This window comes from uncultured Gelidibacter sp., assembly GCF_947500795.1.
Classification (GTDB): domain Bacteria; phylum Bacteroidota; class Bacteroidia; order Flavobacteriales; family Flavobacteriaceae; genus Gelidibacter.
Genome location: NZ_CANMTE010000003.1, coordinates 1 through 13,057, shown reverse-complemented (window position 1 = coordinate 13,057; position 13,057 = coordinate 1). Strand labels below are relative to the sequence as shown.

Annotated in this window: 14 protein-coding genes; all 14 read left to right on the top strand. The window is 34.0% G+C overall.

Going from position 1 to position 13,057, the window contains the following annotated elements; genetic code table 11:
• Nucleotides 1–2: 2 nt before the first annotated feature.
• The 14 genes from Q0947_RS07930 to Q0947_RS15195 all read left to right on the top strand — a co-directional run bounded on the left by Q0947_RS07930 (nucleotide 3) and on the right by Q0947_RS15195 (nucleotide 12,894).
• The gene (locus Q0947_RS07930) at nucleotides 3–983 is read left to right on the top strand and encodes an SDR family oxidoreductase (protein ID WP_299396691.1); all 981 of its coding nucleotides are present in this window, start codon (nucleotides 3–5) and stop codon (nucleotides 981–983) included.
• Between the two features lie 317 nt (nucleotides 984–1,300).
• Nucleotides 1,301–1,618, top strand: coding sequence for a GIY-YIG nuclease family protein (locus Q0947_RS07925; protein ID WP_299395118.1), 318 nt, complete (start codon nucleotides 1,301–1,303; stop codon nucleotides 1,616–1,618).
• A gap of 183 nt (nucleotides 1,619–1,801) precedes the next feature.
• A complete protein-coding gene (locus Q0947_RS07920) occupies nucleotides 1,802–2,665 on the top strand; it encodes an ABC transporter permease (protein WP_299395114.1) in 864 nt (287 codons plus the stop codon).
• A gap of 232 nt (nucleotides 2,666–2,897) precedes the next feature.
• Nucleotides 2,898–4,178, top strand: coding sequence for an ABC transporter ATP-binding protein (locus Q0947_RS07915; protein WP_299395110.1), 1,281 nt, complete (start codon nucleotides 2,898–2,900; stop codon nucleotides 4,176–4,178).
• Entirely contained in the window at nucleotides 4,160–5,083 is a 924-nt protein-coding gene (locus Q0947_RS07910) for an FkbM family methyltransferase (protein WP_299395108.1), read from the top strand. Before Q0947_RS07915 ends, Q0947_RS07910 begins: the two co-directional genes overlap by 19 nt.
• Before the next feature lie 75 nt (nucleotides 5,084–5,158).
• Nucleotides 5,159–5,935 carry a glycosyltransferase family 2 protein gene (locus Q0947_RS07905; protein ID WP_299395104.1) on the top strand — a complete coding sequence of 259 codons (777 nt, stop codon included), beginning with the start codon at nucleotides 5,159–5,161 and terminating at the stop codon, nucleotides 5,933–5,935.
• A 252-nt stretch (nucleotides 5,936–6,187) separates the two neighbouring features.
• Entirely contained in the window at nucleotides 6,188–7,129 is a 942-nt protein-coding gene (locus Q0947_RS07900) for a glycosyltransferase (RefSeq protein ID WP_299395100.1), read from the top strand.
• A gap of 39 nt (nucleotides 7,130–7,168) precedes the next feature.
• Nucleotides 7,169–8,131: a glycosyltransferase family 2 protein gene (locus Q0947_RS07895; protein WP_299395096.1), complete on the top strand. Its 963-nt coding sequence runs from the start codon at nucleotides 7,169–7,171 to the stop codon at nucleotides 8,129–8,131.
• A gap of 5 nt (nucleotides 8,132–8,136) precedes the next feature.
• The gene (locus Q0947_RS07890; protein WP_299395091.1) at nucleotides 8,137–9,036 is read left to right on the top strand and encodes a glycosyltransferase; all 900 of its coding nucleotides are present in this window, start codon (nucleotides 8,137–8,139) and stop codon (nucleotides 9,034–9,036) included.
• A 73-nt stretch (nucleotides 9,037–9,109) separates the two neighbouring features.
• A complete protein-coding gene (locus Q0947_RS07885) occupies nucleotides 9,110–10,114 on the top strand; it encodes a glycosyltransferase family 10 (protein ID WP_299395086.1) in 1,005 nt (334 codons plus the stop codon).
• 4 nt (nucleotides 10,115–10,118) lie between these two features.
• A complete protein-coding gene (locus tag Q0947_RS07880; protein WP_299395081.1) occupies nucleotides 10,119–10,832 on the top strand; it encodes an FkbM family methyltransferase in 714 nt (237 codons plus the stop codon).
• Nucleotides 10,833–11,176: 344 nt separating this feature from the next.
• Nucleotides 11,177–12,214, top strand: a complete 1,038-nt coding sequence (locus Q0947_RS07875; RefSeq protein ID WP_299395079.1) for a glycosyltransferase family 10 — start codon at nucleotides 11,177–11,179, stop codon at nucleotides 12,212–12,214.
• On the top strand, nucleotides 12,201–12,467 hold the full coding sequence (locus Q0947_RS15200) for an FkbM family methyltransferase (protein ID WP_366915497.1): 267 nt from the start codon (nucleotides 12,201–12,203) through the stop codon (nucleotides 12,465–12,467). The genes Q0947_RS07875 and Q0947_RS15200 overlap by 14 nt, the downstream gene beginning before the upstream one ends.
• A gap of 58 nt (nucleotides 12,468–12,525) precedes the next feature.
• The gene (locus tag Q0947_RS15195; protein WP_366915500.1) at nucleotides 12,526–12,894 is read left to right on the top strand and encodes an FkbM family methyltransferase; all 369 of its coding nucleotides are present in this window, start codon (nucleotides 12,526–12,528) and stop codon (nucleotides 12,892–12,894) included.
• Nucleotides 12,895–13,057 lie beyond the last annotated feature (163 nt).

Below are 13,057 nucleotides of genomic sequence, written 5' to 3'. Positions count from 1 at the left end.
TGATGTACACACACGCATACCATACCGAAGATTTATCAACATATAGCTTTTTAGTCACTGGAGGCGCAGGATTTATTGGATCTAATTTGGTTCAATATCTACTGCAGCATGGCGCTAAAAAAGTGAGGGTATTAGATGATTTTTCGAATGGATATCGTGAAAATCTTCGGGAATTTATGGACAATCCCGCCTTCGAATTGTTAGAAGGTGATATTAGGGATATAGACACCTGTCATAAAGCGGTACAGGATATGGATTTTGTGTCGCATCAAGCGGCTTTAGGTTCCGTACCCCGATCCATAAATGATCCCGCAACCACCAATGATGTGAACATCTCTGGGTTTTTGAATATGATGGTTGCCGTAAAGGACAATCCAACGGTTAAACGCATGGTGTATGCCGCTTCGAGTTCTACTTATGGTGATAGTCCATCCTTGCCAAAAGTTGAGGATATTATTGGGAAGCCTTTATCGCCTTATGCAGTCACAAAATATGTGAATGAATTGTATGCTGATGTGTTTGGAAAAACCTACGGTACAGATGCGGTTGGATTGCGTTATTTTAATGTGTTTGGCCCAAAACAAAGCCCTAATGGCGCTTATGCGGCGGTCATTCCGTTATTTATGCAAGCGCTAAAGGATAATAGTTCGCCAAAAATTAATGGGGATGGTGGGCAGACACGTGATTTTACATTCGTAGACAATGCGGTACAGGCAAATGTCAGAGGTTTTTTTGCCTCAAAGGCAGCTGCTAATCAGGTCTTTAATGTAGCCTGTGGCGAACGTATAGATATCAATTATCTTTGGGAAGCTTTACAATCAGCCGCAGACTCTAAACTGGAGGCCATCTACGGCCCAGAACGTCAAGGTGATGTCCGCGATTCTTTAGCAGATATTTCTAAAGCCCAAAAGTTATTAGGCTATCAGCCACGTTATACGGTACGTGAAGGCTTGAAAATTACTTGGGACGCTTTTAACAAGTAGTGTCATAGCGAGGGCGCACTCTAATTTCATACGTCATTGCGACGAGCGTGTTTCATTCATATGGTGCGAGGAGCACACGCCATTCAAACGTCATTGCGAGGAGCACACGCCATTCAAACGTCATTGCGAGGAGCACACCCCATTCATACGTCATTGCGAGGAGCGTAGCGACGCGGCAATCTCAAGGTTGAGGCGCCATAACAAACAGATTGCTTCAGTCGTTCCTCCTTCGCAATAACGGAACAAATTGCCACATCACTCCTTACGTAGCTCCTCGCAATGACTGGTTGTGCTATTAATCCCAATACCCATTATTTATGAAACCCGGCTTCGTCTACATCGTCACCAATAAAAATCACACGACCTTATACGTTGGAGTCACATCAAACATTGTGAATCGTATTAAGCAACACAAAGATAAATTCTACCCAAAATCATTCACGGCGCGCTATAATCTAAATAAATTAGTGTATTACGAAGCATTTCAAATGATAGGCGATGCTATAGGAAGGGAAAAAGTATTGAAGGCTGGGAGTAGAGCAAAAAAGGTAGCATTAATTGACACTATAAACCCCGAATGGGTTGATTTGTACGAAGCGGTCAAGGCTGAGTTTGGGATTTCTGAGGATGAATAACCATCTTATTTCCAGGGTCATTGCGAGGAGCGTAGCGACGCGGCAATCTCATGAATTGAGGTTCTAATCAACAGATTGCTTCAGTCGTTCCTCCTTCGCAATGACCGAACCCACATTTATACAGTTCTACATTTCTGTTTTCCAATAGCTTTTGTATATTAGCCACAACCTAACCTAAACACTTTGAGTCCTACAGATACAGACGATTGGCTTTATACCATCTCTTCCAAACGAAAACTAATCGACTTTAATTTTGCCGAAATCTGGCGTTACCGCGATTTGCTATTTTTATTTGTGAAACGGGATGTGGTGACGGTGTACAAACAGACCATTTTAGGACCGCTGTGGTATCTCATTCAGCCGTTGTTTACGGCACTGACATTTACGCTTATTTTTAATAAGGTGGCTAATATCGAAACAGGTACGGTGCCGCCATTCTTATTTAACTTGGCGGGGATTTCCATTTGGAATTATTTTAATACCTGCCTGACTTCTACGAGTGATACTTTTACAAGCAATGCCGGGATTTTCGGGAAAGTTTATTTTCCGCGAATCATCATGCCTTTGTCTGTTATTATTTCCAATTTGATGAAGTTTGGAATACAGCTGCTCATTTTTATCGCATTTTATGTGTATTATTACTTTAATGGCGCGGCCATTTATGTGGATAGCAGTATTGTGTTTTTCCCTGTTATTGTGATGTTGATGGGTTTGCTCGGATTAGGAATTGGAATGCTGATTAGTAGCATGGTCACCAAATACCGCGACTTGAAATTTTTAGTTGGTTTTGGAGTACAGTTGCTGATGTATGTGTCGGCGGTGATGTATCCCCTGGCATTAATGCGCGAGAAATTGCCTAAAATAGCTTGGATAGTAGAATATAACCCTGTTGCCTATATTATTGAAACAGCACGATATATGTTATTAGGAACCGGGACCTTTAGTTGGTTCGGTATTTTATATACGGTAGGAGTGACCTTGGTCATATTGTTTTTAGGGATTGTGGTGTTTAACAGGACGGAGAAAACGTTTATTGACACGGTGTAGTTGCGAAGACGACCACCACAGCGTCATTGCGAGGAGCGTAGCCCTTTTCATCAAGCGTCATTGCGAGTATGGGACCCCGCGACCCAAGCGTCATTGCGAGGAGCGTAGCGACGCGGCAATCTCAAGGTTGAGACGCCATAAAAAACAGATTGCTTCAGTCGTTCCTCCTTCGCAATGACGTCACAGGAGAAGACTCGTAATGACAGGTTAAAATAATTATATTTAAGATTTCATGATCATTTTAAAAGCCGAAAATATCAGCAAACAATACCGCCTCGGGCTCGTTGGTACGGGCACGATCAGTCATGATTTGAACCGATGGTGGGCTGGCATTCGTGGGAAAGAGGACCCGTATTTGAAAGTGGGTTCAGTGAATGATAGAAGCACGAAAGCGGATAGCGATTATGTTTGGGCCTTGCGTGACATCAATTTTGAAGTGCAACAAGGGGAAGTGCTTGGTATTATTGGAAAAAATGGCGCAGGAAAAAGTACCTTGCTTAAAATATTATCGCGAGTAACGATTCCTACCACTGGCGAAATTAAAACCAAAGGAAGAATAGCGTCTTTATTGGAAGTGGGCACTGGGTTTCATCCAGAACTTACAGGCCGTGAGAATATTTATTTGAATGGTGCCATCCTCGGGATGACCAAAGCTGAAATAAAATCTAAAGAAGCCGAGATTATAGAGTTTTCTGGGTGTGAGCGCTATGTGGATACACCAGTAAAACGCTATAGCTCTGGGATGCGGGTGCGTTTGGCTTTTGCGGTTGCCGCGTTTTTAGAGCCTGATATTTTGGTGATTGATGAGGTGCTGGCGGTAGGTGATGCCGAATTCCAGAAAAAAGCGATTGGAAAGATGCAGGATATTAGTAAAGGTGATGGTCGGACGGTGTTGTTTGTGAGTCATAATATGGCGGCTGTAGAAAATCTATGCACGCGGGCAATTGTACTAGAACATGGATCCGTCGTCTTTGCAGGTGAAACTACTCCCGCAATTGATTATTATCTAAATTTGGAAAACACAAATTTAAATGAATCTTCAATAGAAGCTTTTATTGAAAATCAATCTGATGATATTTTACGTTTGACTGATTTTTTAGTTACTCAAAATGAGATAATCAGTGCCAATTTTTATACCAATAAAACAGTAAAAATATCAATCTCCTATGAAGTTTTTGAGGATGTTATGGGTTTAAGAGTAGGATTTGATTTAATAGATCTATCAAAATCTTCTGTTCTATTTCGGGCTTTTGAAGATGATGATAAGAAATCTATAGAAATAACCAAAAAAGGATTTTATAGTATTGAATCTGAAATCCCAGAAAATATTTTTAAAAATGGATATTATGGCGTTAAATTGGCCATAGGCATACATAATAAACGCTGGATAATCTTTGATGACAATGTCATGGTGAAATTTAATATGGTAAATGTGAATGGTCTTAATAGAGCATATTCGGATTCAAGACCAGGAGTCATCATGCCACATTTGAAATGGAGGAAAAATATTTAAAGAGCAAAATGGGGCATAAATCGAAAAAAAGTTTGCTTTACCGATTGGCAGGAAGAATTTCAAAAATTCTAAGAGGATATCAACAGCGCCAAGATGAAAAACTTCTCATAGAATCTGAAAGAATATGGTTTGACTTGTTTCAGAATGGGGATAGTTTTTTATTTCAATTGGAAAAGGAGGTCAAAATCAAATTATATAAGGATAGTATCTTGTCAAAATTAATTTATAATGGATTCGAAAAAAAGGAACGTGATTATGTGATGTCTCAGCTTAATAATGGAGATATTTTTGTTGATGTAGGGAGTAACATTGGATTGTTTTCATTGCCTGCGTCAATAAAAGTTGGAGACACAGGTAGAGTAATATGTTTTGAACCAGCTCCTACTACATTCAATAGACTATTAGAAAATATAAATATCAATAAGTTTCATAATTTAGATATCCGGAATTTAGGATTGTCTGATAAACAAGGTGAGTTACAATTTCATCTTTATAACGATGGGTATGATGCATGGAATTCATTTGCAGCAGATAAAAATTTGCAATCTGATGTTGCCATTAGTGTTCGCACATCAACCTTAGACCACGAACTATCAGATATTGATAAAAGCAGAATAAAGCTTATTAAGATTGACGTTGAAGGGTGGGAGAAGTTTGTTTTGCATGGAGGAAAAGAATTCTTTACAAACTATGACCCAATAGTTTTAATTGAATTTACTGACACTAATACATTCAATGCAGGTTATAGTATTTATGAATTATATGATATTATGATCAATTGGGGATATACTTGGTATCGATTGGGTGAAAATAATGAGTTGGAAAAAGAAACAAAACAATTCAGATATCCTTATGTTAATTTAATTGCCATTAAAAAATATATTAGAACTTTAAATTCTATATAAAGCTTAATCTGTTAAGAATATTTCTTTTCTAATTATATTTTTTCACCTCCGAGCTTTAAAATGTTATTATATACCATGCTAATTTCAATTATTACCATAAATTACAATAATCTTGAAGGTTTAATAAGAACAATGACAAGTGTGTTGCAACAAACCTATCCTCAAATTGAATATATTGTGATTGATGGAGGAAGTAGCGATGGAAGTAAAGATTATATAGAAAATCACCAAGATAATATAGCTTATTGGGTGAGTGAACAAGATAAGGGGATTTACCATGCCATGAATAAAGGTATTTCCCAAGCAACGGGTGAGTATATTCTATTTTTGAATAGTGGAGATATGTTAGTGAGTAAAGATGTTATTAAAGAATGTCTACCAAAATGTTTAAATCACGAAATCATATGTTTTGATATCAATGTTGTTGGTAAAGACCACTCTTATATTAAAAGCTGCCCGGACACAATCAGGTTTTCTTTTTTGTATACAAATACATTGCCCCACCAATCAACAATTATTAAAAGATCCTTGTTTGAATCTATTGGGAATTACGACGAAACTTTAAAAATTGTGTCAGATTGGAAGTTCTTTATTATTGCTATATGTAAGTATAATGTAAGTTACAAATATATTAGTAGGGTTCTTTCAATATATTATTTAGGAGGTATTAGTTCAAATCCAGATAATTTTTTGTTAATGAACGCTGAACGCCAAAAAGTTCTTGAGACCGAATTTTCTTTCCTATTAAATGATATGAATGAGTTGAATTCTTTAATTTCACAAGTTGACAACTTAAGAAGGTCCAAAAAGATTAAAATGCTTATTCGATTAGGCTTTTTAAATAAATTTTAAATGTATTAATTTGTGGAGGTAATTTGGTAACTAATGTTTAACTGATGTAGTTTATTTACTTTTTTAATTTATTGACGACAAGTGAATGTTGAGTTTTCTTTGGCTCAATAGATTAGTGTATAAAACGTCAATATCGGTTAAAATAAAGATGCATACTCATATACAATTCTTAGTTCTATTTGATTTCTTAAAAAATGGTGGATTGATAACGCTGCATCAAAATTTAGAATGTAGTAAAATTAGACATATTCAATGATTTCAGTAATTACGCCTGTTTATAATGCGGAAAAGTATTTATCTAAAAGTATTCAATCTGTTTTAGACCAAAAAGAGGTAAGTGAACATATACTAATTGATGACGGGAGTACAGATGGGTCTTGGGAATTGATTTTGAAACATTCAAGGAATAATAAAAAAATCATTGCACTTCAACACCCAGACAAGAAAAATCATGGGCGATCAGCGTCTAGAAATTTGGGGTTGTTAAATGTTACAAACAATTATATTGCGTTTTTAGATGCAGATGATTATTATTTGCCAAATAGATTTAATGAGGATATTAAGATTTTGAATGATAGTCAAATCCACGGAGTTTATAACGCTATTGGTGCTCATTATTATGAATCTAGCAACCAAGAAAAGAGGGAGCTCCGTAAACTAACTACCCTTGTTGAGTTTGTGCCATCTGATATGTTGTTCGAAGCATTGATTAGTGGCAAAAAGGGGCATTTTTCAATAATGGGGCTTACCATAAAGAAGGAAGTGATTGATAAAATCGGGAGCTTCTCTGAACAGTTAAAAGTAGCGGAAGACACTGAGTTGATTTTAAGAATGGCTTTAATATGCAATTTAATACCGGGATTCTTAAATAAACCGGTGGCCATGAGAGGGATTCATAATTCCAATGTGTTTAACCGCGAGGACTTATATGTGACCGAAAGATTAATAATGTTGGAACTTTTAGTTAAATGGATGGGAACCCGAAGTATAGAATTAAATAAGGTAGACAAAATCATGAATCTATTGTGGTTTTTTCGATTTCAGCAAAGGATGGGTTTGGCTAATGAAATTAGGTATTGGTTTCAAATAAATTCGTCACATCTTAGATTTTTATTTTCCTTTTTGAGCATAAAATATTTTCCACTAATCAGAAAACGGCAAATATATTTTTCATTTTTATACAGGAAAAAATAAGTTTAAAATTATATTAAAAGTGTTTTGAAAAGAGATAGAATGAACGAACCGCTGGTGTCTGTGATAATTCCAACATATAATCGTGCCCACTTAATTTTAGAAACTATACAGAGTGTAGTGATGCAATCTTATAATAATTGGGAATGTTTAGTAATTGATGATGGCAGTACTGATAATACAAGGCAAATTGTAAATGAGTGTAATAATAAAGACAAGAGAATAAAATATTTTATTCGGCCACCAGAGTATAAAAGTGGCGGTAATGGAGCTCGTAATTATGGATTTAAAATAAGTCAAGGAGATTTTATACAATGGTTTGACGATGATGACGTTATGTTGTCAGATTTTATTGAACAAAAAATTAATGTATTTGATTTTAAAACCAATTTTGTTATTGGACTAGGAAACATCACAGATGATAAATTGAACACCGTCGCACAGTTAAGTTTCGATAAGGATATGTCTTTATACAGAGGGCTAGTGCTTTGGAAAACTAAAATTATTACGGGTTGTGTGATGTTTAAAAAAACCTTTTTAGAGGGGGAATCGTTGTTTAATGAGAATATTTTGCGAGGTCAAGAAACAGAATTCTTTTCTCGGTTATTTTTTAAATGTAATAAAAACGATTACATTTTGGTTGAAGCCCCATTGTTTTTATATCGACAACATGGGTTGTCTAAAACAACACAGAATGTTAAATATAACGTTTCGTTTAAAACATCTGAAATATATATAGCACTTGAGAATTTAAAACAAAGTATTCTATTAAACGACCGACAATTATTTCAGTTCTTTTATAAGGTTCTAATCAATTTTTTATTTCGAGCAGTTCAAAATGGAGACTCTCCAAATGCCCACGTAATATTAAACGAATTAGTGCCAATTTTAAAAAAAAATAACAAAGCCCTCTCATATCAAATTAATATTGCTAGTAGGATGTTTTTGATTCTTGGGTGTACATCATATAAAGTGGAAATGTATTTTAAAAACTATCCTTTATAACTTTTATGTCATACTTCGTTTCTATCATTATACCAACTTATAATCGCTCAGCATACATTGCGGATGCCTTAACAAGCATTCGTGACCAAACTTATAAAAATTGGGAATGTATAGTAGTTGATGATGGAAGTTCAGATAATACTGGGGAGATAGTTAAAAGATTTGTTGACAAGGATGCTCGTTTTAAATATTATAAAAGACGCGATGATTTTCCAAAAGGGGCCAATGGATCTAGAAATTTCGGGCTTTCAAAAAGTATAGGATCTTTTATAGCCTTTTGTGATGATGATGACTATTGGTTGTTCGATAAGTTAGATAAGCAAATTACTATTTTTAAAAACCATCCAGAAGTAGGTTTGGTGACGAGTAACATAGAGTTCGTAAATGCCAATGGTGTTCGAACAGGCCGGGTAATTATTCAAAAGCACAACCACGGCTATGTATTTCAAGAATTTCTATTAAAGAACCGAATATCTATGATCACACCTTTGGTTAAGAAAGAAGTGTTTGAAAAAGTAGGTCTTTTCAATACTGATTTTCACTATAATGAGGATTGGGAGTTTTGGAGACGTGTTGCTTATTACTACCAATTTTATAGTATTCAAGAGGTGTTAGCTTGTGTGCGAAAACACGATGAAAATAGCAGTCTTACTTTTTCACAGTCGCCATTTGAACAGTATAAGATATATAGCAGATTAAATAAAGCACTTTTAACATGGGGTCAAACTGTATTTAGTAAAAAGGATAAACATTTAATTGCTATATCAACTTGGAAACGATACAAACAAATTCAAAAAAATCATTGTCCTGGTATACTGCCTAAATTGAAACTTTTTACCCAATCGATCATGTATGATAAAAAGCAATTTCTTTATTTGGTATATTATACAATTTTTTCATTTTGATATTTGAATGAAGATAATTGATTAATGTCAAGAATTTATATATTTTGGTTTATTCATAAATAAAAATCATCTTTTGGTTTCAATTTTAAAAAAAGTAAAAAATCGCATTCATTATTATTGGAAGTTTTATAAAAGCTATAAGGTTCAAAAGTTAAAGTTTCGAGATTCTAGCATCAAGTTTTTTAATTATGGCTATAGCGGCAAGAAAATTCAAGATTATTGGTTTTATAGATTCATAACACATCACAACCTGAATAGCCAAAATAAAGTTATAAATGTAATCTCTGTATTTGGCGAAAAAAAAATTGTGTATCTGCTTAAAGGAATTAAGATTTTTATTTGTGGGGAGAACCTTACTCCAATGGTTAGTGCATATCCTAAATATCTTAACTATGCGGACCACTATGGCAATAAAGTTGATTTGGCCTTGGGTTTTAATGACGAAAATAATATGCCGGCAAACTATATGCGTCATCCTCTATGGTTACATTATTTCATACCCCCAGAGTCAACTTTAGAAAGTCTCAAAAAACTAATTGATGAGTATAATTCTTTAGGAAATAGAAAAACCATCAACCGGAACGGTTTTGCTGTACATATTTCCAGACATGATAGAAATGGCATTCGGGAAGAAATTATTGAGGCCATGAATGGAATTGACACTGTATGTTGTGCAGGTACCTTTATGAATAATTCGAGTGAGTTAAAGGAGAAGTATAAAGATGATAAAGTAGAATTCCTAAAAAAATTTAAATTTAATATTTGCCCCGAGAATAGTAATACAGAGGGTTATGTAACCGAAAAACTTTTTCACGCTATCATGTCAGGTTGTATTCCTGTATATTGGGGAAGCAATAACTTGCCAGAACCAAACCTTATCAATCCAAACGCTGTTTTGTTCTATGAAAGAGATAATAAGGAAAAACTAATTAAAAGAGTTAAGGAACTTATGGAGTCTAAGACGGCATATGAGGATTTTTTGAAGATTCCGCCTTTTCAGGAACATGCTGCCGAAATTATTTGGGAACAATTGTCCAAACTGAGAATCAGAATGGAAGAGATAATTGAAAAAAAGTAAATAAATGATGGCTAAATATTACTCACAATATAAGCAGGACAAGTTTTTAGATAAAATAGTATTCAATGGTAAGAAAAGTGGTTTTTTTATTGATGTTGGTGCTCATGATGGGATAAGGTTTAGCAACTCTTACTTTTTTGAAAAAAATAGAGAATGGAAAGGCATTTGTATAGAACCCAATCCTAATGTATTTTCAAAATTGAAGGAAAACAGAACGTGCACAAATTTGAATATTTGTGCCGGTGAAAATAATCAAATCATCAATTTCACAAAAATTGAAGGTCCTGCTGAAATGTTGAGTGGAGTTACTGACTCTTATGCACCAGAGCATTTAAAAAGGATTAATAAAGAAGTTTCTAGTCATGGTGGAAGTATGGAAACAATTGAAGTGAAGATGAAAAGGTTAGATAGTATTGAGGGTATCACGGATCGGGTCATAGATTTCGTGTCAATTGATACAGAAGGGAATGAGCTCGGTGTTATTAAATCCATTGATTTTAACAATATTAACATTTCTTGTTTTGTAATTGAGAATAACTATAATGATCATGAAATGATTAGACTATTACAGGAACATGGTTACGAGCATATTGCTAAATTAAGATGTGATGATGTTTATGTTCATGAAAACTATAAGTCGCTTTCCTTTAAATTAAGGTTGAACCTGTGGAAGGGAACAATTTTTTTTAAAAAGACAATTGTTAAAATTTTAAAATGATAACATCAAGAATACGTTCTTTTTTAAGATTGAAGAGTATTCAAAATTGTTAAAATATTCAAAATTCCATCTTATTCCAAACAAACAGGCATACCGGGCAAAAGGTGTTGTGGAGCATTTCTATAAGGCTTTCAGGATTATATTGAAAATTATCTTGATGTAGACGATAAGAAGCTGATTAACTATGTAGAAGTCAAAAGTTAATACAGTCGTTAAAAAAAACAATATTTTTAGTTAGGTGTTTTACTGAAGTTCTAGGCATATTTATTTTGTTTAAACAAGAATTTAATTTATTTGACTTTTTGTCGTATTATTAGGAACTATTAAGATCTAACAATCAGTTAATGTATTTGCAGCTATTTAATGGCTTAAAAAGCACAAAAGGACACCTCCATTCACATTTGAAATTATATAGGACTTATAATGATCAAAAGTCAAAATTCCGAAATTCCAATATAAGATTTTATAATTTTTGGGATGTAGGAAGTATTGAAGACTATTGGTTCTATGAGTTTATAACACATCATAAGCTAAATAATCAAAATAGAATTGTCAACTTCATTTCGGTGTTTGGAGACAGAAGAATTATTAGATTTTTAAGAAAAGGAAAAAGAATTTTTTTTACGGGAGAAAATTTAAACATAGAAGATTCTCTTTTTCCCAAACATCTAAAATTTGAAGATCATTATGGCCATCAGGTCGATTTGGCTTTAGGGTTTAATTACAAAGAAATCATGGGAGCTAATTATATGCGTTTCCCTTTATGGTTGATTTATTTTGTGCCACCAGATTCAACGTTGGAAAGCCTTAAAAGACTAATAGATAAATTAAATTCCACAGAAACACGAACAAATGAAAACCGTGTACGATTTGCTGCACTTATTTCAAGACATGACTTTCAAGGTATCCGTACCGAAATTATCGAGACACTTAAGGATTTTGAGACCGTGAGTTTTCCAGGTAAATTTAAGAATAACACTTTCGAACTTAAAGAGAGATATAACGATAATAAATTAGAATATTTAAATAATTTTAAATTTAATATCTGCCCAGAGAATAGTAATACTAAGGGTTATGTTACCGAGAAATTGTTCCATTCTATAATGGCCGGATGTATCCCTATATATTGGGGAAGCAATAACCTACCAGAACCAGATATCATCAATCCAGAAGCCGTTTTGTTTTATGACAGGGATGATAATGTAAAACTCATAAATCAAGTTCGTGAACTAACGGAGTCTGAATCGGTATACGAATATTTTTTGAGGATTCCACCTTTTAAGGATGGTGCTGCTGAAGTTATTTGGGGATATTTGTCTGAATTAAGAAGCCAATTAGATCAAGTTATAAATATTAAGAAGAGAATTAGTGGTAAAATATAACTCACAATATAAGCAAGACCGTTTTTTAGATACAACAGTGTTCAATGCCAAAAGAAATGGATTTTTTATTGATATTGGTGCTCATGATGGTATTTCATTGAGCAATTCATTTTTGTTTGAGAAACATAGAGCATGGAAAGGAATTTGCATTGAACGGAATCCAAAAGTTTTTTCCAAATTGGAAAAAAACAGATCATCTACAAGTTTAAATATTTGTGTAGGAGAAGTCAATGAACCAATTCCGAAATGTTAAGCGGTGTTACAGATGCATATGCTCCAGAGCATTTGAAACGGATTGAAAAGAAGTCTCTATTCATGGTGGTCGTGTTGAAATAATTTCAGTAGATATGAAGAGGTTAGATTCAATTGAGGACGTGAAAAATCGAAAAATCGATTTCGTCTCAATAGATACGGTAGGTAATGAACTTGGTGTAGTCAAGTCAATCGATTTCAATAATTCTAAAATCTCTTGTTTTGTGATAGAAAATTACTACAAAGATTCTCAAATCACTAACCTATTACAGGAAAATAATTATAAACATATTGCGAGATTAAAATGCGACGATGTTTATGTACACAAAACTCATTTATCTTTCGGTTTTATTGTACGACTGAACAGATGGAAAGGAACGGTTTTTTTTTTTTTTAAGATAATTTCAAAATTTCTTAAGAATATGTAATATAACAAAAGCGTATGTTATTTGATCTATTTCAAAAATGGATTTGCTTATTTACGTATTATAAACTCATTGCGCCGTTGGATTACTGTAGGCTTCCCCCGTTTAGAACTGTTTGTTAATCCAAATATATAATTTTTTCCGTTTTAAAATGAACTGGCTTTCT